General features: G+C 71.7%; 22 protein-coding genes, 1 tRNA gene and 2 pseudogenes. 9 read left to right on the top strand and 16 right to left on the bottom strand.

What is annotated here, in order from left to right; all coding sequences use genetic code 11:
• Nucleotides 1-135: 135 nt before the first annotated feature.
• From mshC to ACFXOM_RS11430, 4 genes are all read right to left on the bottom strand, one after another.
• Complete coding sequence (gene mshC / locus ACFXOM_RS11445; protein WP_385037748.1) at nt 136-1365, bottom strand: cysteine--1-D-myo-inosityl 2-amino-2-deoxy-alpha-D-glucopyranoside ligase; 1230 nt, start codon at nt 1363-1365, stop codon at nt 136-138.
• A 105-nt stretch (nt 1366-1470) separates the two neighbouring features.
• Nucleotides 1471-2289: an SCO1664 family protein gene (locus tag ACFXOM_RS11440; RefSeq protein WP_384936107.1), complete on the bottom strand. Its 819-nt coding sequence runs from the start codon at nt 2287-2289 to the stop codon at nt 1471-1473.
• On the bottom strand, nt 2253-2843 hold the full coding sequence (locus ACFXOM_RS11435; RefSeq protein ID WP_384936109.1) for a DUF3090 domain-containing protein: 591 nt from the start codon (nt 2841-2843) through the stop codon (nt 2253-2255). The genes ACFXOM_RS11440 and ACFXOM_RS11435 overlap by 37 nt, the downstream gene beginning before the upstream one ends.
• Before the next feature lie 87 nt (nt 2844-2930).
• Nucleotides 2931-3638, bottom strand: coding sequence for a histidine phosphatase family protein (locus ACFXOM_RS11430; RefSeq protein WP_384943877.1), 708 nt, complete (start codon nt 3636-3638; stop codon nt 2931-2933).
• A gap of 83 nt (nt 3639-3721) precedes the next feature.
• Here ACFXOM_RS11430 and ACFXOM_RS11425 point away from each other — a divergent pair.
• Both ACFXOM_RS11425 and ACFXOM_RS11420 read left to right on the top strand, forming a co-directional pair.
• Nucleotides 3722-3838, top strand: a pseudogene (locus tag ACFXOM_RS11425) (magnesium transporter CorA); the annotation flags it as partial.
• Between the two features lies 1 nt (nt 3839).
• Nucleotides 3840-3977 (top strand): annotated as a pseudogene (locus ACFXOM_RS11420) (CorA family divalent cation transporter); the annotation flags it as partial.
• Nucleotides 3978-4013: 36 nt separating this feature from the next.
• On the opposite strand, the gene ACFXOM_RS11415 reads toward ACFXOM_RS11420, so the two are convergent.
• Both ACFXOM_RS11415 and ACFXOM_RS11410 read right to left on the bottom strand, forming a co-directional pair.
• A complete protein-coding gene (locus tag ACFXOM_RS11415; protein ID WP_384936114.1) occupies nt 4014-4799 on the bottom strand; it encodes a ferritin-like domain-containing protein in 786 nt (261 codons plus the stop codon).
• A 292-nt stretch (nt 4800-5091) separates the two neighbouring features.
• On the bottom strand, nt 5092-6141 hold the full coding sequence (locus ACFXOM_RS11410; RefSeq protein ID WP_384936116.1) for an LLM class F420-dependent oxidoreductase: 1050 nt from the start codon (nt 6139-6141) through the stop codon (nt 5092-5094).
• Between the two features lie 125 nt (nt 6142-6266).
• Here ACFXOM_RS11410 and ACFXOM_RS11405 point away from each other — a divergent pair, with 125 nt between their 5' ends.
• Together ACFXOM_RS11405 and ACFXOM_RS11400 are read left to right on the top strand one after the other, a co-directional pair.
• Nucleotides 6267-7250: an aldo/keto reductase gene (locus ACFXOM_RS11405; RefSeq protein ID WP_384936119.1), complete on the top strand. Its 984-nt coding sequence runs from the start codon at nt 6267-6269 to the stop codon at nt 7248-7250.
• Entirely contained in the window at nt 7247-9565 is a 2319-nt protein-coding gene (locus ACFXOM_RS11400; protein WP_385037745.1) for a helix-hairpin-helix domain-containing protein, read from the top strand. The genes ACFXOM_RS11405 and ACFXOM_RS11400 overlap by 4 nt, the downstream gene beginning before the upstream one ends.
• A gap of 130 nt (nt 9566-9695) precedes the next feature.
• Here ACFXOM_RS11400 and ACFXOM_RS11395 read toward each other — a convergent pair whose 3' ends face one another.
• A complete protein-coding gene (locus ACFXOM_RS11395; RefSeq protein ID WP_384936124.1) occupies nt 9696-10364 on the bottom strand; it encodes a hypothetical protein in 669 nt (222 codons plus the stop codon).
• Nucleotides 10365-10411: 47 nt separating this feature from the next.
• On the opposite strand from ACFXOM_RS11395, the gene ACFXOM_RS11390 reads away from it, so the two are divergent.
• Nucleotides 10412-10600 carry a DUF5703 family protein gene (locus tag ACFXOM_RS11390; RefSeq protein WP_384936127.1) on the top strand — a complete coding sequence of 63 codons (189 nt, stop codon included), beginning with the start codon at nt 10412-10414 and terminating at the stop codon, nt 10598-10600.
• Here the strand turns inward: ACFXOM_RS11390 and ACFXOM_RS11385 are convergent.
• The 3 genes from ACFXOM_RS11385 to ACFXOM_RS11375 all read right to left on the bottom strand — a co-directional run bounded on the left by ACFXOM_RS11385 (nt 10572) and on the right by ACFXOM_RS11375 (nt 13114).
• A complete protein-coding gene (locus ACFXOM_RS11385) occupies nt 10572-11048 on the bottom strand; it encodes a hypothetical protein (protein WP_385037742.1) in 477 nt (158 codons plus the stop codon). The genes ACFXOM_RS11390 and ACFXOM_RS11385 overlap by 29 nt on opposite strands.
• Nucleotides 11049-11378: 330 nt before the next feature.
• Nucleotides 11379-11612: a chaplin ChpH gene (chpH, locus tag ACFXOM_RS11380; RefSeq protein WP_384936132.1), complete on the bottom strand. Its 234-nt coding sequence runs from the start codon at nt 11610-11612 to the stop codon at nt 11379-11381.
• A 176-nt stretch (nt 11613-11788) separates the two neighbouring features.
• Nucleotides 11789-13114 carry a M20/M25/M40 family metallo-hydrolase gene (locus ACFXOM_RS11375; RefSeq protein WP_384936135.1) on the bottom strand — a complete coding sequence of 442 codons (1326 nt, stop codon included), beginning with the start codon at nt 13112-13114 and terminating at the stop codon, nt 11789-11791.
• A gap of 210 nt (nt 13115-13324) precedes the next feature.
• Between ACFXOM_RS11375 and ACFXOM_RS11370 the strand changes: the two genes are divergently transcribed.
• A tRNA-Leu gene (locus tag ACFXOM_RS11370) sits at nt 13325-13412 on the top strand.
• Between the two features lie 69 nt (nt 13413-13481).
• The gene (locus ACFXOM_RS11365; protein ID WP_384943882.1) at nt 13482-14414 is read left to right on the top strand and encodes a pseudouridine synthase; all 933 of its coding nucleotides are present in this window, start codon (nt 13482-13484) and stop codon (nt 14412-14414) included.
• 114 nt (nt 14415-14528) lie between these two features.
• Here the strand turns inward: ACFXOM_RS11365 and ACFXOM_RS11360 are convergent, their stop codons facing one another.
• Nucleotides 14529-15989 (bottom strand): amino acid permease, encoded by a 1461-nt coding sequence (locus ACFXOM_RS11360; protein ID WP_384936140.1) that lies wholly within the window; start codon nt 15987-15989, stop codon nt 14529-14531.
• A gap of 439 nt (nt 15990-16428) precedes the next feature.
• Here ACFXOM_RS11360 and ACFXOM_RS11355 point away from each other — a divergent pair, with 439 nt between their 5' ends.
• Nucleotides 16429-16938, top strand: coding sequence for a gluconokinase (locus ACFXOM_RS11355; RefSeq protein ID WP_384936143.1), 510 nt, complete (start codon nt 16429-16431; stop codon nt 16936-16938).
• Between the two features lie 307 nt (nt 16939-17245).
• Here ACFXOM_RS11355 and ACFXOM_RS11350 read toward each other — a convergent pair whose 3' ends face one another.
• The 5 genes from ACFXOM_RS11350 to ACFXOM_RS11330 form a co-directional block, all read right to left on the bottom strand.
• A complete protein-coding gene (locus ACFXOM_RS11350; RefSeq protein ID WP_384936145.1) occupies nt 17246-17911 on the bottom strand; it encodes a cytochrome b/b6 domain-containing protein in 666 nt (221 codons plus the stop codon).
• Complete coding sequence (locus ACFXOM_RS11345; protein WP_385037740.1) at nt 17853-18590, bottom strand: molybdopterin-dependent oxidoreductase; 738 nt, start codon at nt 18588-18590, stop codon at nt 17853-17855. The genes ACFXOM_RS11350 and ACFXOM_RS11345 overlap by 59 nt, the downstream gene beginning before the upstream one ends.
• A gap of 80 nt (nt 18591-18670) precedes the next feature.
• Nucleotides 18671-20230, bottom strand: a complete 1560-nt coding sequence (locus ACFXOM_RS11340; RefSeq protein ID WP_384936151.1) for an APC family permease — start codon at nt 20228-20230, stop codon at nt 18671-18673.
• A 29-nt stretch (nt 20231-20259) separates the two neighbouring features.
• Nucleotides 20260-21219, bottom strand: coding sequence for a hypothetical protein (locus tag ACFXOM_RS11335; protein WP_384936154.1), 960 nt, complete (start codon nt 21217-21219; stop codon nt 20260-20262).
• A 284-nt stretch (nt 21220-21503) separates the two neighbouring features.
• Complete coding sequence (locus ACFXOM_RS11330) at nt 21504-23159, bottom strand: FAD-binding dehydrogenase (RefSeq protein ID WP_385037737.1); 1656 nt, start codon at nt 23157-23159, stop codon at nt 21504-21506.
• Nucleotides 23160-23377: 218 nt separating this feature from the next.
• Between ACFXOM_RS11330 and ACFXOM_RS11325 the strand changes: the two genes are divergently transcribed.
• Nucleotides 23378-23920, top strand: coding sequence for an NUDIX hydrolase (locus ACFXOM_RS11325; protein ID WP_385037734.1), 543 nt, complete (start codon nt 23378-23380; stop codon nt 23918-23920).
• The last annotated feature ends 72 nt before the right edge of the window (nt 23921-23992 follow it).

Here is a 23992-nt window from a genome sequence, read left to right as displayed (position 1 = left end):
ACGCGGTCGCCGCTCCTGGAGGCCGTCGGAGCGTCGACGGCTCCACCCTCCGGCGGCGCACGATCGTCGTGAGGACAGAACGAAGCCGCCCCTGGACTCCCGGGGAGGGAGCCAGGGGCGTGCGGAGCGCGGGACCTAAAGCGCCACGCCCAGCAGGGCGTCCACCACGCGCGACACGAGACCGGGAGCGCTCTCGTCCGTGCCGCCCTCGGCCCGCTGCCGCTCGGCCCAGCGGTCGACGGCCGTGAGCGCGGCCGGCGCATCCAGGTCGTGGGCGAGGGCCTCGCGGACCTCCTCGACGAGCGCATCGGCGGACGGCCCGTCAGGACGGGACACCGCGGAGCGCCAGCGGCCGAGACGAGCCACGGCTTCCTGCAGGACCTCGTCCGTCCACTCCCAGTCCGCGCGGTAGTGCCGGGACAGCAGCGCCAGCCGGATCGCTGCGGGGTCGACACCCTCACGGCGCAACGCGGAGACGAACACCAGGTTGCCCTTGGACTTCGACATCTTCTCGCCGTTCAGGGCGACCATCCCCGCGTGCACGTATGCCTGCGCGAACGGGTGCTCGCCGGTGAGCGCCTGGGCGTGCGAGGCGCCCATCTCGTGGTGCGGGAAGGCGAGGTCGGAGCCGCCGCCCTGGACGTCGAACCCCATGCCGAGGTGGTCGAGGGCGATCGCCACGCACTCGATGTGCCATCCCGGCCGCCCGCGCCCGAGGCTGCCGCCGTCCCAGCTCGGTTCGCCGGGGCGGGCCGCCATCCAGAGCATCGGGTCGAGCGGGTGCTTCTTGCCGGGGCGGTCGGGGTCGCCGCCGCGCTCGGCGGACAGCGCGCGCATCACCTCTGCGTCGTAGTGGGAGACCTCCCCGAAGTGTGGGTCGGACTCCACCGAGAAGTAGACGTCCCCGTCGAGTTCGTAGGCGGCTCCTGCGTCGCGGAGTCGTTCGACGAGCGGGACGATGCCGGGTATGGCCTCGACGGCTCCGATGTAGTGCTGCGGAGGCAACATCCGCAGGGCGGTCATGTCCTCGCGGAAGAGCGCGGTCTCGCGCTCCGCGAGCTCGGTCCAGTCCTGTCCGTCGCGAACGGCGCGCTCCAGCAGGGGATCGTCCACGTCCGTCACGTTCTGGACGTAGTGGACCTGCCGCTTGGTGTCGAGCCACACGCGCTGCACGAGGTCGAACGCGTTGTAGGTCGCCGCGTGACCCAGGTGGGTCGCGTCGTACGGGGTGATGCCGCAGACGTAGATACGGGCGACGGGACCGGGGGCGAGGGTGACGAGGCCACCGGTCGCGGTGTCGTGGATCCGGAGGTCGCGGCCCGTGCCGGGCAGGGCGGGGACCTCAGAAGCGGGCCAAGCATGCATGCCACGAGCGTAACCGGACGCCTGTTCCGGATACGAACCGGACGCCTCCTCTTGGCTGGTTACGCTCCCTTGCGCGCGCCGCCGCCGTTCGGGTAACGCGGGCGGCTACACCGGAGGCCAGGGGATCGCGGGCCAGGCACCGGACGGTTCGGGATGGTGTGCCGACGCCAGCAGCGCACGGACCCGGGTCCTGATCGCCGCGATCTCCTCCCGGGTGAGCAGTGCCGTCAGACGCGTCACGAGGGAGCCCCCGTCCGTGAGGGACGCGTCCAGCTCGCCCAGTACCCGGACGGCGTCCGGCAGCAGCGGTTCACCCGCCCATCCCCACAACAGCGTCCGCAGCTTGTCCTCCACGTTGAACGTGACGCCGTGGTCGATCGCGTACAGTCGTCCCCCCTCGGCCGGCAGCAGGTGCCCGCCCTTCCGGTCCCCGTTGTTGATCACCGCGTCGAGCACGGCCAGTCGCCGCAGCCGCGGATCGTCCGCGTGGACGAGGAGCGCCGTGCGTCCCTCCCCCACGTCCGCCAAGCCGACCGCCTTCCAGCCCTCCCCCGGCTCGTCGTCCTCGACGAGCGCCAGCAGGGGGGCCGACGCGTCCGCCTCGATCCACAGCTGGACCATGCCCTCGCCGAACGGGCCGTCGCGCAGCACGGTCGGCGGCACGAGGCCCCAACCCGTCGCCTCGGAGAGCTCGTACGCGGCGACCTCGCGCTGGGCCAGGGTCCCGTCCGGGAAGTCCCAGAGCGGCCGCTCCCCCGCGATCGGCTTGTACACGCAGTAGGCCTGACGGTCCGCGTGCGCGACGGAGCAGTACAGCACCGCGTTCGACGCCTCCCGAACCCGTCCGCGCACCGTCAGCTCACCCTTGGTGAGCAGATCGAGATCCGTCACGCTCCGCGACGGTATCCGTTCTGGCGCGGACATACGTGTCCCTCCGGGTCGAGTGGCAGACTGCACAGCGGGCACGGCGGCCGTCCCGCGTTCACGACGTCCAGGGCACGCTTGGCGAAGGCCCTCGCCTGCGCCCCGCTCAGCCGCACCCGCAGCATCGGCGGACCGTTCTCCTCGTCCTGCAGCAGCCTTTCCTCGGCCTCAGCGAGGTCCTCCTCGGAATCCGCGTCCAACTCGACCAGCGCCTGCGCCTCGACGATCATGCGCTGTTCCTCGCCGTCCCAGGCGAGCGCCATCGTGCCGACCCTGAACTCCTCCTCCACCGGCACGTCGAGGGGCGCCGTGTCGGCGATGTCCGCGGGAGCCACCGCAGGGACCGGGGCGTTGCCTCCGGTCCTGCGCACCACCTCGTCGAGCAGTTCGTCGATCCGTTCGGCGAGCGCGGCGACCTGGGTCTTCTCCAGGGCGACGCTCGTCACCCGTCCCCCTGCGGAAGCCTGCAGGAAGAACGTACGACGTCCAGGCAGCCCGACCGTACCGGCCACGAACCGCTCCGGTGGGTCGTACAGGAACACCTGACGGGACACGCCCTGTCTCCCTCGCAAGTCTGAGGTCTTCGAATGCGAACGCCGTAACCCCGGGCTTCGGCCCGTCCACCCTACTGCGCGCAGCGATCACGGTGCGCCCGCGCCGCCACCGACCACCGCGGACCCGTCGGCACCCCCCTCACGAGGCTCCACGGCGGCCTCCCGCGGCCTGAGTACACCCAGGTCCCCCGTGTCTCCGAGCCGCAGCAGGAACGGCCGTGTACGCGTGTAGCGGACCGCCGTCACGGAGCACGGTTCCACATGGATCCGCTGGAAGAGGTCGAGGTGCATCCCGAGCGCGTCCGCCACCAGCGACTTGATGATGTCGCCGTGCGAGCACATCAGGTAGACGGCGTTCTCCCCGTGCTCCTCCTCGATGCGCTCGTTCCACTGCCGCACCGCCTCGACGGCACGGGCCTGCATGGCCCTCATCGACTCACCGCCGGGGAAAGCTGCCGCGGACGCGTGCTGCTGCACCACCTGCATCAGCGGCTCGTCGGCCAGTTCGGCGAGTTTGCGCCCCGACCACGCGCCGTAGTGGCACTCCCCGATCCGCTCGTCGGTGTGCACCGGCAGTCCCGGCCGTGCGTCGAGGAGCGGTTGGAGGGTCTCCAGGCAGCGCTGCAGCGGACTGGAGACGGCGGCGGCGAGCTCCACTCCGGCGAACCGCCCCGGCAAAGCGGCGGCCTGGGCGGTGCCGCGGTCGTCGAGGCTCACACCGGGCGTCCAGCCCGCGAGCACCCCCGCCGTGTTGGCGGTGGACCGTCCGTGGCGTACGAGGATCAACGTGGCCATGGCGGCCAGCCTAGGCCCCGCACCTCGTGTTCGGCGAAGGTGCGGGGGCGGCGAAGGTGCGGGCGGGCCGGGGTCGGGGAAGAGTGCCCGCCGTGATCGTGGACTGCGCCATCTACCGGGAGGGGCACCGCACCGAGGGGCCCGAGGACTTCTCCGACGCGCTCGCCGAGGCCCGCGCGTCGGGGGACGCCTTCCTGTGGAGTCGCCGGGATCTGCGGCATGAATTTCCGCCACATGCCGGAGCTACGGCCGGCTTGGTCCTACCCGATCGTGCTGCTGGTGATGGTGGGCGTGGTGATCGGACTCTTCCGGCTGCTCAAACGGCGCGGCTGGCTGTAGCGGTGCCAGTGCCACCGGGGCAGGGGCCGGTCCCGGTCAGACGGCGGTGGCCGTCGCCGGGGGACCGCCGAGCGCGTTGCGCCGCTCCGGCATCTTCAGGCTGACCATGCGCCGCCAGCCGCCCGCACGCTCGTAGGCGTACATGGCGTGGATGCCGGCGGCGAGCGCGACCGACTTGGGCTTGGGCCACGCCAGCAGCCGCCCCATGGAGGACATGACGGCGAGGCTGACGTCCCGGTAGACCACGATCTCGGTGAGGGCACAGGCCCGCAGGGTGCTCTGGATGACACGGCCGTGACCGGAGTGGGCGAGGCGGAGCAACTCCTCGTGGCAGTAGGCGAGGTGGTTGTCCTCGTCGTGGCAGATCTGCTTGATGGCCTTCCCGACCTCGGGGTGTTCGCCGAAGTACTTCACCAGCATGTCCATCTGGTCGGCGGCGCGCTGCTCGGTGACCCTGCTGTGCGCCAGGTAGACCACGATGTCCCGTTCGGTGAGCTGCTCGTCCCGGCGCAGCTTCTCGTGGGCGAGCCCGATGCCGTGCCGTTCCAACAGCATCGTGTAGTCGGTCTCGGGCGGGACGGCGACGGGTTCGAGTCCGCGTTTGCGCAGCAGGGCGTTGAAGATCCGACCGTGCTTGTCCTCGTCGGCTCCATGGCGGGTGATCTTCTCGGCGAGGTCCTGCATCGAGGCGGGAACGAGGGTGGCGATGCGGCCGTTCTCCCAGCCGCCCTGGGCCTCACCGCTGGCGGCGATCGAGCAGAACAGCTGGAAGGAATCGTCGTTGTCCAGGATCTCCTGGAAAAGACTGCGGGCCGAGAGCATGACTGCCACCTCCGATACCTGTCCGCAAATAACGAGTCAAGTGCGGATAGGACGGACAGGCAACAGGTGATGGGGGCGACTGCGCCGAAAGGAGCACCGCGGTGTGCGGGCGCCCCCCTGCCACCACCGTGCCCCCGGGCACGGACGGCAGGGCGTGACCGCTCGGGCGCCGGCGCGTTATCAGTCGTGACGGCCGTGGCGGGGATGACCCCGAGCCCCCACCACGGCCGCAAACGTGCCCGGGCTCCGCCGAGGAGGGACCACGGACCCGTCCGGAGCGGGATCCCGGGCCCTAGGCGAGGCCGGCGCGCTCCACGGCCTCGGCACCGGCGCGCAGCGCGGCCAGTCGGTCGTCGAGCGTGAAGCCCGCCGGGGCAAGGGTCAGAGTGGTCACCCCGGCCGCGGCGTACGCCTGCATCCGCTCCGCGATCCGCTCCACGGACCCCAGGAGCGTCGTCGAGTCGATGAGCTCGTGCGGCACCGCCGCGGCTGCACCCTCCTTGTCGCCGGAGAGGTACTTGTCCTGGATCTCCGCGGCTTCCTGCTCGTACCCCATGCGCTGGGCGAGCTGGTTGTAGAAGTTCTGCTTGCGGCTGCCCATGCCGCCGACGTACAGCGCGGTGTACGGCCGGAACATGTCCGCGAGGCCCTTCACGTCTTCGCCGAGCGCGAGCGGGAGGGTCGGGCAGACGTCGAAGCCCTCCATGGTCTTCCCGATCTTCTCGCGGCCCGCGCGGATGTGGCGGACGGCGGTGTCCTCCAGGTGGTCGGCGGACGGGAAGATCAGCAGGGCGCCGTCCGCGATCTCGCCGGTCTGCTCCAGGTTCTTGGGACCGATGGCGGCGATGTAGAGCGGGATGTGCTCGCGCTGCGGGTGGACGGTGAGCTTCAGGGGCTTGCCCGGCCCGCCCGGAAGCGGGAGGGTCCAGTGCTCGCCCTCGTAGGACAGGCGCTCGCGGGTCATCGCCTTGCGGACGATCTCGACGTACTCCCGGGTGCGGGCGAGCGGCTTGTCGAACTTGACGCCGTACCAGCCCTCCGAGACCTGCGGCCCGGAGACGCCGAGGCCGAGGCGGAAACGACCGCCGGAGAGCGAGTCGAGCGTGGCGGCCGTCATGGCCGTCATGGCCGGCTGGCGAGCCGGGATCTGGAGGATCGCGGAGCCGACGTCGATGCTCTCGGTCTGGGCCGCGACCCACGCGAGCACCGTCGGGGCGTCCGAGCCGTACGCCTCGGCCGCCCAGCAGACGTCGTAGCCGAGGCGGTCCGCTTCCTGGGCCACGGCGAGATTGTCACTGTCCATCCCCGCGCCCCAGTAGCCGAGGTTGATGCCGAGCCGCATACCGCTCCCCTTACCGATGAGTAACGTCGTTCGTGGGACTCTAGCGTGGGCGCCCGGCATCCGTCAGGGGGCGAGTTGTCCACAGGCTCGCTCCCCGTGGGGCCGTGGCCAGTACTCTCGCGGCCATGGAGCAGAGGTATCTCGGCCGTACCGGCCTGCGCGTGTCCCGGGTCGGGCTCGGCACCCTCACGTGGGGGCGGGACACCGGTGAACACGAGGCCGCGGACCAGTTGAAGGCGTTCTGGGAGGCGGGGGGCACGCTGGTCGACACGGCCGACGTGTACGGCGGCGGGGATGCGGAATACCTGCTGGGACAGCTCATGGAGGGCCTCGTCCCGAGGCACGACCTCGTGATCGCGACCAAGGCGGGGAGCGTGCTCGACCCCGACCGCCGGTTCGACGGGTCACGGGGCCATCTGCTGGCCGCCCTGGACGCGTCACTGGAGCGACTCGGCACGGACTACGTGGACCTGTGGCAGGTGCACGGATTCGATCCGTCCACACCGCTGGACGAGACGTTGCAGGCACTGGACCTCGCGGTCAGCAGCGGCCGTGCCCGGTACGCGGGCGTGGCCGGATTCTGCGGTTGGCAACTGGCCAAGGCGGCAACCTGGCAGCTGGCGGCCCCCGGCATACGCTCCCGCCTGGCCAGCACGCAGATGGAGTACTCCCTGCTGCAGCGTGGGGTCGAGCGGGAAGTCCTGCCCGCCGCACGGGACATGGGCGTGGGCCTGCTGCCGTCGTCCCCGCTCGGGCGCGGTGTGCTCACCGGCAAGTACCGGCACGGCACCCCCACGGACTCGCGTGGGGCGTCAGAACAGCTCTCGGCATTCGTGGAGCCGTACCTGGACGACACGGCGAGCAGGATCGTGGACGCGGTGGTCACGGCCGCGGACGGCTTGGCGACGACGCCGCTGGAGGTGGCGCTCGCCTGGGTGCGCGACCGCCCCGGCGTGGTCGCCCCGATCGTGGGGGCACGCAACGCCCAGCAGCTCGCAGCCGCACTGTCAGTGGAGAGCCTTAGTCTTCCTGACGAGATCTGCCGGGCGCTGGACGACGTGTCGGCGCCGCTGCACCGCTATCCCGATCAGGACTGGAGCACGCTGTGACTGCGCTTCCCGGGGCGACCCCCGGCTCCGCGGCCGCCGAGGACCCCGAGGACCCGGCCGTCGACGCATCCGTCTCGGACCAGGAGATGGCCGGGGAGGAGCCCGCCGAGGCCGAGGGCGGGCCGCAGCCGGGCCCCGGTGACGGCCCGGAGGGCGAGCGCGACGACGAGGGGGACGCGGAGGACCAGGCTGCCGCCGGGACCTCGGACACCGTCGGTGCGGATGCGGGCCCCGCCCCGACCGACCGGGGCGAGGCCGCCGCGGGCGACGCGGGCGACGCGGGCGACGCGGGCGACGCGGGCGATCAGCTCTCCGAGGCCCAGGCCGAGCTCGCGGCACAGCGCGAACTACGCGCCCGGATCGAGCGCCGCAAGGCCGAGAAGGACGGTCCGGTCCGGTCCGGCGAGAAGCTCAGCGGGACGGCCGCCGACCTGCTCGCCGCCGTACGGGCCGTGGAGGGCGGTGACAAACCGAGCTCGGCGTTCTTCGGCTCCCCTTCCGCGCCGCGACGACCGGTGGAGCCCGCCGCGGCCGCGCCCGTCCGGGCGGCGGTGTCCCCACCGGAGCACGGTCCCCGCCCCGTCGATCCGGCGACCGTGGCGGCCGTGCTGGACGTGCTGGTCGCGGGCGGTGCGCCCGAGTCGCTCGCCGGCCGCGTCGCCGCAGTGCTCGGCGAGCAGGCCGCGCGGGCACTGCGCGAAGACCCTTGGCGGCTGCTGGCCGTGCCCGGCGTGCAGCCGGAGCAGGCCGACGGGTTCGCCCGTGCGCTGCTCGGCCCCGACTGCCGTCCGGACGACGGGCGACGGGCCGCGGCCCTCGTGACCTGGCTCCTCGAGCGTGCCGCGTTCCAGGGACACACGGCGCTGGAGAGCTCCGCCGTGCGTACTGCGCTCGCGGGACGTTCCGTGCCCGACCCGGACGACGCACTCGAACAGGCCGTCGCCGGGGGTGCGGTGCTGCTCTTCGGGGACGGGGCGGAGTCCGGCGGAGAGCCCGGGGACGACGGCGAGCCCGAGGGGCACGGAACGGACGCCGCGGCCGAGGACGCCGCGCACGACGAGCCGCTGCCGGTCCTGGTGACCCTCGACCGGTACGCACTGGCCGAGGAGAGCCTCGCGGACGGTCTCGCCCGGTTGGTCCGCACCGCCCGGGAGACGTCCTGGGACGACGCGGCGGAGCAGGTGGGCTCCCCGTCCGCCGCCGAGCTGATCCGGGTCACCGCCGCACACGGACTCGTGCTGCACACGGGAGGCGAGGCGGCACGGGCCGAACCGCTGGCGCTGGTGAGGGCGGCGCGTGGCATCGGCCTGCGCGCGTGGACCGCGGTCCACAGCGAGAACGGCCGGCGCAGGGCAGGTGCCGACGCCGTCACGGTGGAGGGCCTGCTGTCCGGCGCGCAGGGCCCGGGAAGGGACGGCGACGGCATGCTCGCCCTCGACCTGCTCGCGGTCCTCGACGCGCCCCAGTTGGACGTCGAGACCGGGGCGATGCTGCTGGAGTCGCTCCCGGACGGGTGCCGCCTGGTGCTCAGCGGAGATCCGGGGGTGCTCTGGTCGGCAGGAGCGGGGCGGGTGTTCGCCGATGTGGCAGCGGCGCGCGTCTGCCCGAGGGTCACGTCCCGCACGCCGGACCCCGGCCCGCTCGGCGAGCTGGTCTCGGGCGTCGGGGCGGGCGAGCTGCTGCCGGTGGACGCGCCGGACAAGGAGGTCGTCATCGTTCCGGTGCGGGACGCCGCAGAGGCCGTGCACCGCACCGTCCAGCTGGTGGCGGACTCGATTCCGCGGGCGATCGGCGTACCCGCGGAGGAGACGCAGGTGATCACCCTCGGCCACGGCGGCTCCGCGGGCACACGCGCGTTGAACGCTTCGCTCAAGCAGCGGCTCAATCCCGGCCCCGGGCGCTTCGGCGGCTTCGACCCCGCCGACCGGATCGCCTACGCCCCGGGGCTCGGCCGCACCCTGCCGGGGACGGTGGTCTCGGCCGACGCGGACGGCCTGAAACTGGACTGCGAGGGGACCGTCGTCGTCGTGCCGAAGGAGCAGGTGGCGACCTCGGTGCGGCACGGCTGGGCGCTCACCGCCCACCAGGCGGCCGGGATGCGGTGGCCCGCCGCGGTCGTCGTCCTACCGGGGGACGCTGCGCAGGGCTTGAGCCGACCGTGGGTCTACACGGCTTTCAGCCGCGGTGAGCGCCACCTCTCCGTGGTCCACGGCGTGGACGACGCACTGCCGAGGGCGGTGGCCCAGGTCCCCGCCCCGGAGCGCACCACACGCCTCTGCGCCCTGCTGCAGGGTTTGCTCGCCCCGACCGACTGAGGCAGGCGGCTCGGGGCGGCCGACCGTGGTGCGAGGCGCCCGGTGCGCCTCGCACCGGGCACGTGCGCGGGCAGAGACCGGGTCTCGCCCCGGCCGCGCGGGGCGGGCCGGGGCGAGGTGCGGCCTGCCGCTAGGCGCCCGCCGTATCCAGGTCGTCCAGGTCGGCGGCGTCCTCGTCGTCGAAGACCGAGCTGACGTCGAACCGGCAGACGACGCGTTCCGGATCGGCCTGGTCGAACGGCGTGCTCAGCCACTCGCCCGGCTCGGACGGCTCGTCCGCTGCGGACACCCACAGCGTCGAGTCCCCTTCCGCCAAGCCGAACTCCTTGTGCCGCGAAGCGATTTCATCCGGCTCGAACTCGCCGAACAACACGCCGAGCGCTGCATGGACGCTCCTTCCGACCACGGCGGCCTGCGCCCCGTCGCCGATTTCGTCCCGGTCGAGGTCGGCGATCCGCTGTGCCTGGGCGAGGAGCCGCTGCGGCTCCACGACGGAGTAGTCCCTGCGGATGAGAACACTGACCGCGCTCGGCTCCTCGGGTCCCTGGTATGGCGGAAGGGAATCGTCTGCTCCGGGAATCTCGAAAGGGGTCACTTCGTCATAGCGGTCGTAGAGCCGCTCGTCGTACGCCTCTGCCGCGGCAGCGAGCGCATTGAACGCCGCGTACACCGCCGGGTCGTCCTCTCCCGTGCGACGTTCGACCGCCTCGAGGTGGCGGTCCAGCGCGGCTTTGACCGCCTCGGCAGCGGCGCGAACCTCGGCAGCCGTGGGCTGCTCAGGAGCGGATGCATCAGACATAGTGCAGACGCTATCCGTACCGGGCGTGTGCCCGCACAATAGATGCGATGCCGGAATACGAATTTGTCGACGTGTACGTGCCTCGCGGGACGTCCCGCAAGGAGGCCACCCGTCTCCTGACCGACCATGCCGAGTACGGACACTGGGAGTTGGACCGACTGACCCTGCGTACGGACGGGAGCCGCAAGGTGCGGCTCCGTAGGCGCATCATTCGTCAGGTACGCGCCACGTGGTGAGTTCCTGCTGCGCGCGCGACGGAGCCGCCAGGGCGGGCGCGCTCCGTGCTGTCACCGCCCGGTCACGCGCTGGCGCGGTCTCGCCGGTAGAGGACCGCGCCACCGAGCAGTAGCCCTGCGGCGACGGGGACCACCATCGCGAGTTCGCCCGCGACGGTGCGCGCGTTCCCCTGGGCCCTGGTACTGGGCGGCCGTGGTGGTGCCGGCTCGTTCGGGCCCGACGGCTCGACCGGGCCCGACGGCTCGACCGGGGACTCCGGCAGGGCGGGGATCCCCGGCTGCCCCGGCTCGTTTGGCCGGAGCGGGCCGTCAGGACTTCCGGGGGTACCGGGCTCACCGGGGGCTCGGAGGATGTCGACGGGGCGACGTCCGAGCCGTTCCCACAGGCACCGCCTGCGGTGCCGTTGCCGAGGGCACCCACCGTCACGCTGTTCCGGCAGGCGTTCACGGGAATGTCGGCGGGGACCTGTACACGTGTGGTTGCCGGGAGCGACCCCGGGGGACTGCTCCGTACTCCGCCCGGCGTGCGCGCCGCTCCCCCACCCCGATGAGTTGGCGCGGGTGCTGCCGACGGCCGAGCGCGAGGACTCCGCCCGCGGCCCCAACGGTGATCAGGCCCTTGCGCGTGACCTGCCACATCGGTGGTTCCGTGTCTGCTGACGTCCGGAACACCTCCGGGGACCGCTTCCCCGGAGGCACACAATGTCGTTGGCCCCGGAGTGCACGTCGTGCACTCCGGGGCCAACGCGCTCAACCCCTTACGGAGTGAGACACAACGTCACTGGTTGACGCAGGCGTTCCCGAAGGCCGGGTTCAGCAGCCCGATCACGGAGACCGTGTTGCCGCACACGTTCACCGGCACGTGGACGGGCACCTGGACGACGTTGCCCGAGAGCACGCCGGGAGAGTTCACGGCAGCACCCTGGGCGCCGGAGTCGGCAACCGCCATGCCCGCGCCCGCGAGCACGAGACCACCGGTGACAGCCGCAGCAGCGACGACCTTCTTGATCATGTATTCCTCCTAGTTGGCAATGCGTCCCAGCCGAGGGCCGCACCACCTGTAACGAGGAGGAGAAATTGGGGCTACTAGCGTATGAGCCCATTCACTCTTTTCAGTCCAATGCGCACGCCTGGGCGATTACTTGAGGATTCACCTTCACCTCGCTGCGGGCCCGATGGACGGACGCGTCAGCTCTCACCGAGGAAACGATCCAATACCCGCACGCCGAATTTCAGGCCGTCCACGGGCACGCGCTCGTCCACGCCGTGGAACATGCCGGCGAAGTCCAGCTCGGGCGGGAGCCGGAGCGGCGCGAAACCGAAGCAGCGGATGCCGAGGTCGTCGAAGGACTTGGCGTCGGTGCCTCCCGAGAGCATGTAAGGGACGGCACGGGCGATGGGGTCCTCGGCCTTGAGCGCGGACTGCATCGCGTCCACCAGATCACCGTCGAAGCTCGTCTCCAGTGCCTTGTCGGCGTGGACGTCCTCGCGCTTCACCCGCGGCCCGAGGAGCCGGTCGAGATCGGCCAGGAACTCCGCCTCGTACCCCGGCAGGAAGCGCCCGTCGACGTGTGCGCCGGCCTGCCCCGGGATCACGTTCACCTTGTAGCCGGCGCCCAGCATGGTGGGGGCGGCGGAGTTGCGCAGCGTCGCGCCGACCATCTTCGCGATGCCCCCGAGTTTGGCGAGGGTCGCGTCCATATCCTCCGGGTCCAGCGGGGTGCCGAGCGCGTCGGACAGCTCGTCCAGGAAGGACCGCACCGTCTTCGTGACCCGCACCGGCCAGGTGTGGCGGCCCAGCCTGCCGACGGCCTCGCAGAGCTCGGTGATGGCGTTGTCGTCGTTGGTCATCGAACCGTGCCCCGCGGTGCCCTCCACCGTGAGCCGCATCCAGTGCATGCCCTTCTGGGCCGTCTCGACGAGGTAGAGCCGCAGGTTCTCGTTCACCGTGAAGGAGAAGCCACCGACCTCGCCGATCGCCTCCGTGACGCCCTCGAAGACGTCCGGGTGCTTGTCCACCAGGTGACGGGCGCCGTACGTCCCGCCCGCCTCCTCGTCCGCGAGGAACGCCAGCACCACGTCGCGCGGCGGCCTGCGACCGCTGCGCAGCCGGTCCCGGACGACGGCGAGGGTCATCGCGTCCATGTCTTTCATGTCGACCGCACCGCGGCCCCATACGCAGCCGTCGGCGATCTCGCCGGAGAACGGGTGGTGGGTCCAGTCCTCGGCGTTCGCCGGGACGACGTCGGTGTGGCCGTGGATCAGCAGCGCCGGCCTCGACGGGTCCTCGCCCTCGATGCGCGCCACGGTGGAAGCGCGGCCCCGGTGGGACTCGATGATCTTCGGTTCCAGGCCGACCTCGGCGAGCTTCTCCGCCACGTACTCGGCCGCCGCCCGCTCCCCGGGACCGGAGTGGTCGCCGTAGTTGCTGGTGTCGATCCGGATCAGATCACGACAGAGGTCGACGACCTCGTCCTCGCCGGAGATCGTCCGGCCGGTGTCCGACGCGCTCACGCTGGTTCCTCCCGCTGTGACTCTGGTGTTCCTCTGGTCGTCCCCCATCCTCCCGCGGCCCGGACCTCCACCCCAAGGGCGCCCGCGCGCCGATGTCCGCCCGTCACACCGGCGGACGCGGGGTGCCGTCGGGGGCGTGATCGGGCACCCCCGAATGTTTGCTATGGTTTTCCACGTCGGAAGGGCCGAGGCCCGAACGGCAGACACCTGGTCCGGGTGGCGGAATGGCAGACGCGCTAGCTTGAGGTGCTAGTGCCCTTTATCGGGCGTGGGGGTTCAAGTCCCCCCTCGGACACCAGCATCGAACCCCAGCTCAGCTGGGGTTTTTTGTGTGTGGGCAGGACGTGCGGAGGCGGGTGCGGAGACCGTGGGACGCAGGAGACGGGCCCCGGCGGCGCCGTTGGACCAGCGGGACGGGATCGACCCGGTCCGGATCCGGCTGCCCGCCGACCCCGAAGGGTCCTGGGCGACCGTGCGGGACCACCTGGTCGAGAGGTTCGCCGGGGCGATCGGGGCGGAGCACGTGGACGCCATGCTGCACCGGGGGCGGTTCGTCTGGGGGGACGGCCCGGTGGGCGCGGACGAACCGTACGCCGCGGGCCGGTACGTCTGGTTCCACCGGGACTTCACGGCAGAGGAACGCGTGCCGTTCGAGGTGGGCATCGTGTACCGGGACGACCACGTGGTGATCGCCGACAAGCCCCACTTCCTGGCCACGACACCGCGCGGCCGGCACGTCACCGAGACCGCGCTGGCCCGGTTGCGCCGCGATCTCGGGGTTCCGGAGCTGCAACCCGCCCACCGGCTGGACCGGCTGACGGCGGGCCTCCTGCTCTTCGTGATACGGCCCGAGGACCGCGGGGCCTACCAGACGATGTTCCGTGACCGACGGGTGCGCAAGGAGTACGAGGCGGTGGCGCCGTACGACCGCGGGGTCGCCCTACCCGTCACGGTGCGCAGCCGGATCGAGAAGGAGCGGGGCATACTCGCGGCGCGGGAGGTGGCGGGCGAGCCGAACAGTGAGAGCAGGATCGAGCTGCTGGAGCACCGTGGCGGTCTCGGTCGTTACCGGTTGCTGCCGACCACCGGCCGTACCCATCAGCTCCGGGTGCACATGAACGGCCTGGGGCTTCCGATCCTGGGCGATCCGGTCTACCCGGTGGTGGTCGAGGACGAGCCCCTGGGGGGAACGGACTATTCCCGTCCGCTCCAGCTGCTGGCACGGTCACTGGAGTACACCGACCCGCTCAGCGGATGTGTGAGCCGCTTCGTGAGCGGGCGGCAGCTGTCGGCCTGGTGACGGACCGCCCGGCGAACGCCCGTCAGGTGCCGACGGATGCGCGGCCGGGCAGCGGGGGCGCGCGGCCCCCGCCGAGGGAGCGGGGGCCACAGGGGTGTCGGGCGGGTACGGGCGTCAGGCGTCCTGGGGCCCGGCGATGCTCCTGACCCGGTTGCGGACCAGGAACCAGCCGCCGACCAGCGCGGCCGCGATCAGCGGCAGGCAGCTGACGGTGGTGCGGCTGATGCCGCCGTCCATCCACATGAGGCCGAGGACGGAGGCGAGGAAGACCAGCGTGACGATCTGCGTGTAGGGGGCCCACGGCAGCCGGTAGCCGGGGCGGGCGACCCGGCCGCTCTTGGAGTGGTTCCAGAACAGCAGGGAGCAGATCATGATCATGCCCCAGGTGCCGATGATCCCGATGGACGCGAAGTTGAGCACGAGCTCGAAGGCATCTCCGGGCATGACGTAGTTGAGGAAGACGCCCGCGACACCGAAGCCCGCGGTGAGCAGGATGCCGCCGTAGGGGACGCCGCCCTTGTTCATCACGCCGGTGAACTTGGGCGCGGAGCCCGAGAGGGACATGGAGCGCAGGATGCGCCCGGTCGAGTAGAGACCGGAGTTCAGGCTCGACATCGCGGCGGTGAGCACGACGAGGTTCATCACGTTGGCGCCACCGGGGATACCGATCTTGTTGAAGACGGTGACGAACGGGCTCTGGTCGCCGGAGTACGCCGTGTACGGCAGCAGCAGGGCGAGCAGGACGACCGAGCCGACGTAGAAGACGCCGACGCGCCACATGATCGAGTTGATCGCCTTCGGCATGATCTTCTCGGGGTTCTCGGTCTCGCCCGCGGCGACACCGCACAGCTCGACGGAGGCGTAGGCGAAGACGACGCCCTGGATGAGCAGCAGCATCGGCATCGTGCCGTTCGGGAAGATGCCTCCGTTGTCCGTGATGTTGGCGAGCCCCGGGGTGTGGCCGCCGACCTCGTGCTGGGTGACGATGAGGACGATGCCGATGAGCATGAAGATCACCAGCGCGGCGACCTTGATGATGGCGAACCAGAACTCCATCTCGCCGAAGTACTTCACGGAGATCAGGTTGGCGGCGAGGACCACGGCAAGGGCGATCAGGGCGAGCACCCACTGCGGTACGTCACTGAACATGGCCCAGAAGTGCGCGTAGGTCGCGGCCGCGGTGATGTCGGCGATGGCGGTGGTCGACCAGTTCAGGAAGTACAGCCAGCCGGCCGTGTAGGCGCCCTTCTCGCCCATGAACTCCCGGGCGTAGGAGACGAAGGCCCCCGAGGACGGCCGGTAGAGCACGAGCTCGCCGAGCGCGCGCACGACGAAGAAGGCGAAGACGCCGCAGACCGCGTAGGCGATGAAGAGCGAGGGGCCGGCGTTGGCCATGCGGCCACCGGCGCCGAGGAAGAGGCCCGTACCGATGGCGCCGCCGATGGCGATCATGTTGATGTGGCGGGACTTGAGGTCCTTGCGGTACCCGGCGTCACCGGCGTCCACATGCGGGCTTCCCGATGCGGGGGACCCCGCGAGGGGGGTTTCGGCCGCGGCCATGGTGCGGTCACTCATAGAGCAGTTCGCCTTCGTGAGGGGATGTGCGGTTCCCGGTCGGACACCGGAGGCCTTCCCGGTGGTGCAGGGGATGGGTCACCACGGCCAAGCCAGGGGCACAGACGACCCGCAAGGTCATAGTCGTAGCAACCCTGCGATTTTGGCAGTGGTGAACCTCACTCAGATACATATCTGAGGTATTTCAGAGATTTCTTCAGAGTGAAGAAAGGATGCCATGATCGTCAGGAGGTGCGCACGCCCCGCTCGTCGAGCACCCCGCAGCGATGTCCTGGGGCAGCCGTTCCGCCCCTTGGGCGTCGCCTTCGCGAACGGCCTCGGCGATCTACACATGGAGGGTGACCGCGGCCGGGTCCGGGTTGTTTCACCATCGCCTCGGAGGGCCACCGACCGACGTCGATGGCGTCGTACCCACGTCGAACAGGACAGCGAGGCACCCATGAACACCCCCCACGTCGTTGTGGTGATGGGCGTGGCCGGAACCGGCAAGACCACCATCGGCCGACTGCTCGCCGCCGCACTGGGCGTCCCGTACGCCGAGGGCGACGACTTCCACCCTCCGGCCAACATCGCCAAGATGGCCGCCGGCGTCCCGCTGGACGACGCCGACCGCGCCCCCTGGCTCGACGCGGTCGGGCGGTGGGCGCACGGCAGGGCGGGGCTCGGCGGGGTGGTCGCCTGCTCGGCGCTCAAGCGGAGCTACCGGGACCGGCTGCGGGCCTCCGCGCCCGACGCCGTCTTCCTCCACCTCACCGGTGACCGCGCACTGATCCAGCGCCGGATGGCCGATCGCCGCGGGCACTTCATGCCCACCGCGCTCCTCGACTCGCAGTTCGCAACGCTCCAGCCGCTGCAGGAGGACGAAGTCGGAGCGGCCGTGGACGTGTCCGGAACCCCCGCGGAGATCACCGAGCGGGCCGCCGCGGCACTGCGCCGGCTCGACGGCTGAAGGAGCCGCGTTGCCCGTCTCGGTGTCGAACCGCCGGCGGTACCCGGCCCTCCGCGTCTGCCGCGTCGCCCGGGGCGAGTGCCGCGGTGAGCAGGCCCATCACGGTCAGGTGGCGTCCGCTCGCCCACGCCATGACCCTGCACCTGGTCCGCTCCGGCCGGCACGCGCGGTGCGGACCACGGGGGCACCCTCGCGCCCGGCCTGCTCCTCGCCCTCCCCCGGTGGTGATCGCCGGTCCGGCGTTCTCCCGCCGGGTTCGCGCCGGGGTGGGGCCGGCGGTGGAGCCGGACCGCCCGGTCGGCGGTGGTCACTCCTCGTCCGGGTCCCACAGCGGGTGCTGCCGCCTGGCCCACGGGCGCTCGACCGAGCCCGTGCGCATGCCGCGGCGCGCCTCCGGATCGGCGAGCGCCATCCTGATGTGGCCGAAGATCACGATGCCGATGGTGAGTGCCAGCCAGTCGTGGACGAAGGTCGCGCCGGTACGCCACACCAGCGGCGCGAGGTGGGTGAACCACATGAGCAGCCCGGTGCCGAGCATCACCAGCACCGCGCCCGCGATCCATGCGGCGTAGACCTTCTGCCCCGCGTTGAACTTGCCCGCGGGGCGCTCCTCCGGGGTGGACCTGCGGTGCAGAACGGCCCGGAGCCACTGCCGGTCGTGGTCGCCGAACCTGTTCAGCCGGCGCAGGTCGGCGCGGAAGGCCCGGGATGCGAGACCGAGCAGGAAGGGCACGGGCAGGAGCAGCCCCGCCCATTCGTGCACGGTCACCAGCACGTACCGGCGGCCGACGAGTTCGGCGAACACCGGCACGTAGAGGCAGGCCGCGGTCGCGACGCAGAGCAGCACCAGGCCGGCGGTGGTGCGGTGCACCCAGCGCTCGGCGCGGCTGAACCGAGTGGCACGGGAGGGACGTTCAGACGGTGGGGGCGTCGTCGCGGCCGTTCGACCGGCCGACCCAGGCGTCGACGTCATAACCTCGCTCCTCCCAGAATCCGGGCCGTACCTCGGAGGTCAAGGAGATCCCCGAGAGCCATTTGGCGGACTTGTAGAAGTACATGGGTGCGACGTAGAGGCGCACCGGCCCACCGTGGTCGTGGCTCAGCGGCTCGTCCTGCATGCCGAGGCACACCAGGACGTCGGAGCGCCGGGCCTGGTCGAGGGTGAGACTCTCGCTGTACGTCCCGTCGAAGCAGCTGAAGCGGATGGCGCGGGCGTCCGGCCGTATCCCCGCCGCGTCGAGCAGCACCGACAGCTTCACGCCATGGAACGAGGTCTGGGGAACGCGCCAGCCGGTGACGCACTGGACGTCGCGTACGACACGGGTCTGCGGCAGCGCGCGCAGGGCGTCCAGCGTGTACGTCCCCGGTCGCTCGACGAGTCCGTCGACGGTGAGCCGGTAGGTCTGCGCGTTCTTCTCCGGTACGGACGTCGCAACCGAGTAGTAGCGGAATCCCCCGCCGTTCGGGAGCAGCCCGGTCAGCCCCGTGGGGTCCTTGTCGGCGGCCGCACCGAGGAACGTCTCCATACCGCGCTGCAGGTACGGGGCGGTGGCGACGCCGAAGGCGCCGAGGCCGAGCACCCCGAGCACGATGCGCCGCCCGACGGGCGTGCCCTCCGTAGCCGGGGCCGGGTCGTGGTTCTGGTCCTTCACCCTCCGATTCGAGCACCCGGGCCACCGGAAATCCAGGGGCCGCGGGCGTCCGTCAGACTTCCGTCACACCCTGCCGCCCGTCACGCCCCGCCGCCCTTCGCGTCGGCCGGCCCGGCGGCGTGCTCCAGCCGGAAGGCCTCGTTGCCCAGCCCGATGCGGGCGTGCACGCGGGGCCTCGCGGAGCGCAGCACGAGACCGTGGACCAGCCCGACGGCCAGGGCGACCGCGATGACACCCGGCAGCACCACGCTGAGCGGGGAGTCGGGGCCGGCGCCGATCATGGCGTCGAAGTCCTTGACCGTGTAGGCGGCGATCGCGAGCAGGGCGAGTCCGGCGAGTCCGGAGGCGATCAGCCGCCAGGCCTGCGGTCCGGCCGCGCCGCGCCGCACGAAGAACGCGATCACGGCGAAGGAGGCGGCGGCCATCAGCAGGATGATGCCGAGCGCTCCGACGTTGCCCATCCAGGTGAACAGGCGCACCACGGGCGTGGTGGGGTCACCGGCCGGCAGGTCGTCGGTGGCTGCGAACGCCGCGACGACGAGGACGGACACGGCGGACTGGAGCAGGGAGCCGGTGGCGGGGGCACCGCTCGTGTGGTTCGTGCGGCCGAAGGCGGCGGGGAGCAGTCCCTCGCGGCCCATCGCGAACGCGTACCGGGCGACGACGTTGTGGAAGCTCAGGAGCGCGGCGAACATCCCGGTGACGAAGAGGACGTGCAGCACATCGGTGAACGCGCCGCCGAGCCGGGACGCGGTGAGCGAGAAGAGCAACCCGGGCCCCTGGGCGCCCGCTTCGGCCACAACGGCGTCGGGACCGGTGGCCACCGTGAGCGCCCAGGAGCTGAGGGCGAGGAACAGCGCGACGCCACCGACGGCGAGGAACATCACGCGGGAGACGACCACCTGGGGACGGCTGGTCTCCTCTGCGTACACCGGGGACTGCTCGAAGCCGACGAAGGCGGCGATGCAGAAGCACAGGGCCGTTCCCAGGCCCGGCCCCGTGAGGGTGTCCGGGGCGAAGGCGTGCAGCGAGACGCCCTGCGGCCCCGGCTCCGCGACGGCGGCGACGTCGAAGACCACGACGAGCGAGCATTCGACGAGGAGGAGCACGCCGAGCACGCGGGCGTTGAGGTCGATCTTCAGCCAGCCCAGTGCACCCACGACCGCGACGGCGGCGAAGGCGGGAACCCACCAGGGGACGGTCAGGCCCAGGTGGTCGGCGAGCAGCCCGGACACCTCGAAACCCAGGATGCCGTAGATGCCCACCTGCATCGCGCTGTACGCGACGAGAGCGACGAGCGAGGCACCGGCGCCCGCGGTGGGTCCCAGACCACGGGCGATGTACGCGTAGAAGGCACCGGCGTTGTGCACATGCCGGCTCATCTCCGCGTACCCGATGCCGAACGACGTCAGGACGGCGCCGAGGACGACGTAGAGGAGGGGCTGGCCGACGACGCCCATCACACCGAACACGGTGGGCATCACTCCGGCGACCACCATCAGTGGGGCGCTCGCGGCGAGTACGGAGAGCAGCAGGCCCGCGGTGCCGAGGCGGTCTGCGCGCAGCGCCCGTTCCTGTCCCTTGTAGGTGTTGATCTCGCTCGCGCTGGGGGTGCTCGTTCTCGAACTTGCCGGCGGCATGGCGGGACGGTCCCTTCGGAGGATGTCGTTCAGGCGGTGCCGAGCGCGGAACTGCGCGCGGCTTGGAAGGCGCGGTGCGGGTCATGGTCCGGGTAGGACCAGGGGGCCGGGGTGGCGTGCGGACCGATCCGGTGGAAGAGTGCGGCGGCTTCCGCCGGCCTGCCCTCGCAGAACTTCGCGTGGGCAAGGAAGTTGAGGTCGAGACGGTTGCGCGGGTGGTCCTCGCCCTCCCACTCCAGCCACCAGTCGAAGGCGGCCTTCATGACCTGACGGGCCCGGCGGCCGGTCCAGTGGCCGGAGGTCCGCGGGTCGGCGGAGGCGCCGCCCGCAGCGGCGAGCACCCGGTAGCGCTCGGCGTGGGCGACGACGGGGAGGACGGCGAGCGGGGAGTCGGCAGGGGCCTGTTCGGCGGCCCAGGATGCGAAGTCGTACACCTCGTGCAGTGGGTCCTGGCCCGTGTCCGGGTGCCGCTCGGCGAGTCTGGCAGCCAACAGGTGGTGGGCGTGGTGGTGTTCCGGGTGCCGCGCACGCACTTCGTCGAAGAGCTGGAGGACTTCCGACACGGTGCCCACGGTGCGGGCGAGGAGCAGCAGGGCGAGCCACGGGGTCGGGTCGTGCGGGGCGAGCCCTGCGGCGGTTCGGCAGAGCGCACGGGCGCGGTCGGCGCGCTCCTTGCCCTGCAGGGCGCTACAGACGGCGGAGGTGGCGAGGAGCGCGGCGGCGTCGGGGCTGGCCGGTTCGGCGATCAGCCACTCGCGCGCCCAGGCCGTGCTGGAGGGCGGTGCTCCGAGCACCACGAGCCGGTGCCCGCGGCGGTCCCAGTCGTCGCCCGTCGTGGCGAGCAGGGCACGTACGGAGGTCCACCTGCCTTGGGCCAGTTGGGCACGCGCGGCTATCAGTGCTTCGTCGTCGAGGGCCGGGTCGAAGAAGCGCCCGGAACGCGCCGCCCGGCGGCGGGCACGGCCGAGCGGAGGCGGAGGTGGGGGCATCCGCGGGCTTCCTTCACTGCAGGACGTGAGCGAGCGATCGCGCACAGCAAACAGGTCGCCGATGCTCCGCGTCAAGGCCGGCCCTGAGCGACCAGCGACGGTCGAACTCCTTTTGTTCTCGTCTCAGTTGAGGCGCGGCTCTGGGTTGGGTCGACCCGCCACCGGATTCCGGCGGAACGGCTGTTCACCGGCGGGCGGCGCACCGCCCCACGGGACGCCTCCGACGTCCGTGGGATCAGAGCGGGCAGCGACGGGGGCGGGACGCGCCCCCACGGGACCGTCCCCTACGAGACCGCCTCCGCCGCCGCCCGACCCGCGGCCCGGCCGGAGAAGATGCACCCCCCGAGGAACGTGCCTTCGAGGGAGCGGTAGCCGTGGACGCCCCCGCCGCCGAATCCCGCGGCCTCACCGGCCGCGTACACACCGGCCAGGGGCTCCCCGCTGTCCGTCAACACCCGGGAGGACAGGTCCGTCTCCAGTCCTCCGAGCGACTTGCGGGTCAGGATGCTGAGCCGCACGGCGATGAGCGGCCCCGCCGAGGGGTCGAGGATGCGGTGCGGGGCAGCGGTGCGGACGAGCCGGTCGCCGAGGTACTTGCGCGCGCCGCGGATGGCCGTGACCTGGAGGTCCTTGGTGAAGGGATGGGCGATCTCCCGGTCGCGCGCGGTGATTTCACGGCGCAGGGCGTCCTCGTCGATGAGCGGCTCCTCGGTGAGGGCGTTCATGCCGCGCACCAGGGAACCGAGGTCCCTCTCGACGACGAAGTCCACGCCGTTGTCCATGAACGCCTTGACGGGGGGCGGCACTTCGGCCCGTGCGCGGCCGATGACCCCGCGGACGGACCTGCCCGTCAGGTCCGGGTTCTGCTCGGATCCCGAGAGCGCGAACTCCTTGCCGATGATGCGCTGGTCGAGGACGAACCAGGTGTGGTCGTAGCCGGTCCGCATGATGTGTTCCAGCGTTCCGAGCGTGTCGAAGCCGGGGAAGAGCGGGACCGGGAGACGGCGGCCACGGGCGTCGAACCAGAGCGGGGAGGGCCCCGGCAGGATACGGATCCCGTGCCGGGCCCAGATGGGGTTCCAGTTCTCTATGCCCTCGGTGTAGTGCCACATGCGGTCGCGGTTGATGTGGTGCGCACCCACCGACTCCGCGATGCCCAGCATCAAGCCGTCGACGTGGGCCGGGACCCCGGACAGCATCCGCTCCGGCGGGGTGCCGAGTCGTTCGGGCCACTGTGCCCGTACGAGGTCGTGGTTGCCGCCGATGCCGCCGCTGGTGATGACGACGGCCTGGGCGCGCAGTTCGAAGGTGCCGGTGATCTCGCGGCTGCTGGCCGTGCCCCGTTCGGCCCCGGACGGCTCAAGGACTTCCCCGGTCACGGTGTCCACGGCTCCGGCGGTGCGGCCGAGCCCGGTCACCCGGTGCCGGAAGCGCATCTCGACGAGGCCGCGTGCGGCACCCGTACGGACCCGTCGCTCGAACGGTTCGACGAGGCCGGGGCCGGTGCCCCAGGTGATGTGGAAGCGCGGTACCGAGTTGCCGTGCCCGGTCGCTTCGTACCCTCCGCGCTCGGCCCAGCCGACGACGGGGAAGAACCGCACGCCCCGCGCGTGGAGCCAGGGCCGCTTCTCACCCGCCGCGAAGTCCACGTACGCCTCGGCCCAGCGGCGCGGCCACTGGTCCTCCTTGCGGTCGAAGCCCGCTGTGCCGAGCCAGTCCTGGAGAGCCAGCTCCCGGCTGTCCTTGATGCGCATCCTGCGCTGCTCCGGCGAGCCGACGAGGAAGAGCCCGCCGAAGGACCAGTGGGCCTGACCGCCGATGGACTGCTCGGGCTCCTGGTCGAGCAGGATCACTCGACGGCCCGCGTCGACGAGTTCGGCGGTGGCCACGAGCCCGGCGAGCCCCGCCCCGATCACGATGACATCAGCGTCGTACGCCATGGGTGGTGTCCCTCTCGGAGCAGGTGTCGCCCGCGCTGCGGGCTCGGTCGACGGCTTCGGCGGCTCGGGGCTCGGGGCTCGGACGGCTCGTGGCCCATGGGCGACGTGGCCGTGGTGACGGGTGGCGCAGGTGGCTCCGATCTTCGGTACTCGGCGGTAACTCGTCAACCGGTCGGAGGGAACTTGGCGCGGCACGGTGCTCCTGATGGGATGGGGGGATGAGTGCCGCCGCATCCCCCTCCGACGAAATCCTCGACATCGTCGACGAGAACGACCGGGTCGTCGGGCAAGCCCCGCGTGGTGAGGCGTACGCACGGGGTCTGCGCCACCGCTGCGTCTTCGTCCAGGCACGGGACGCCGCGGGCCGCGTCTTCGTGCACCGCCGCACCGCCACGAAGCTCGTCTTCCCCTCGCTCTACGACATGTTCGTCGGTGGCGTGGTGGGTGCGGGCGAGTCCTACGACGACGCTGCGCTGCGCGAGGCGGCGGAGGAACTGGGCGTCGCCGGACTCCCCCGGCCCGTCCCCCTCTTCACATTCCTCTACGAGGGCCCCACCGGTCCGGGCGAGGTCCGCCGGACGTGGTGGTCGGCCGTGTACGAGGTCCGCTGTGAGCTCCCCGTGCACCCGCAGGCCGAGGAAGTCGCCTGGCACGCGTTCCTCACGGAGGAGGAGCTCGGGCAGCGGCTCGCCGAGTGGGCCTGGGTACCGGACGGCCTCGCCGCGTACGAACGGCTGCGCGCCCACCGGGCGACGGGGTGAAACCGGCTCGGGTGCGTCCCGCCGGGGCCCGGCGGGACGCGCCAGGGTTGCCGTGCTGCAGCGGGGCGCGCC

The sequence above is a fragment of the Streptomyces sp. NPDC059169 genome (assembly GCF_042755225.1).
Lineage (GTDB): Bacteria > Actinomycetota > Actinomycetes > Streptomycetales > Streptomycetaceae > Streptomyces.
The sequence above is the reverse complement of the archived record's forward strand: the minus strand, read 5'-3'. Positions and strand labels throughout refer to the sequence as shown.

What these genes read in the sequence shown, in the direction of transcription:
- ACFXOM_RS11350 (WP_384936145.1), bottom strand. Translation starts at nt 17,911, where the DNA reads ATGACGTCGACGCCTGGGTCGGCCGGTCGAACGGCCGCGACGACGCCC.
- mshC (WP_385037748.1), bottom strand. Translation starts at nt 1,365, where the DNA reads ATGCATGCTTGGCCCGCTTCTGAGGTCCCCGCCCTGCCCGGCACGGGC.
- ACFXOM_RS11410 (WP_384936116.1), bottom strand. Translation starts at nt 6,141, where the DNA reads ATGCGGCTCGGCATCAACCTCGGCTACTGGGGCGCGGGGATGGACAGT.
- ACFXOM_RS11440 (WP_384936107.1), bottom strand. Translation starts at nt 2,289, where the DNA reads ATGTCCGCGCCAGAACGGATACCGTCGCGGAGCGTGACGGATCTCGAT.
- ACFXOM_RS11390 (WP_384936127.1), top strand. Translation starts at nt 10,412, where the DNA reads ATGCCGGAATACGAATTTGTCGACGTGTACGTGCCTCGCGGGACGTCC.
- ACFXOM_RS11360 (WP_384936140.1), bottom strand. Translation starts at nt 15,989, where the DNA reads ATGAGTGACCGCACCATGGCCGCGGCCGAAACCCCCCTCGCGGGGTCC.
- ACFXOM_RS11395 (WP_384936124.1), bottom strand. Translation starts at nt 10,364, where the DNA reads ATGTCTGATGCATCCGCTCCTGAGCAGCCCACGGCTGCCGAGGTTCGC.
- ACFXOM_RS11330 (WP_385037737.1), bottom strand. Translation starts at nt 23,159, where the DNA reads ATGGCGTACGACGCTGATGTCATCGTGATCGGGGCGGGGCTCGCCGGG.
- ACFXOM_RS11415 (WP_384936114.1), bottom strand. Translation starts at nt 4,799, where the DNA reads ATGCTCTCGGCCCGCAGTCTTTTCCAGGAGATCCTGGACAACGACGAT.
- ACFXOM_RS11335 (WP_384936154.1), bottom strand. Translation starts at nt 21,219, where the DNA reads ATGCCCCCACCTCCGCCTCCGCTCGGCCGTGCCCGCCGCCGGGCGGCG.
- ACFXOM_RS11430 (WP_384943877.1), bottom strand. Translation starts at nt 3,638, where the DNA reads ATGGCCACGTTGATCCTCGTACGCCACGGACGGTCCACCGCCAACACG.
- ACFXOM_RS11355 (WP_384936143.1), top strand. Translation starts at nt 16,429, where the DNA reads ATGAACACCCCCCACGTCGTTGTGGTGATGGGCGTGGCCGGAACCGGC.
- chpH (WP_384936132.1), bottom strand. Translation starts at nt 11,612, where the DNA reads ATGATCAAGAAGGTCGTCGCTGCTGCGGCTGTCACCGGTGGTCTCGTG.
- ACFXOM_RS11325 (WP_385037734.1), top strand. Translation starts at nt 23,378, where the DNA reads ATGAGTGCCGCCGCATCCCCCTCCGACGAAATCCTCGACATCGTCGAC.
- ACFXOM_RS11405 (WP_384936119.1), top strand. Translation starts at nt 6,267, where the DNA reads ATGGAGCAGAGGTATCTCGGCCGTACCGGCCTGCGCGTGTCCCGGGTC.
- ACFXOM_RS11340 (WP_384936151.1), bottom strand. Translation starts at nt 20,230, where the DNA reads ATGCCGCCGGCAAGTTCGAGAACGAGCACCCCCAGCGCGAGCGAGATC.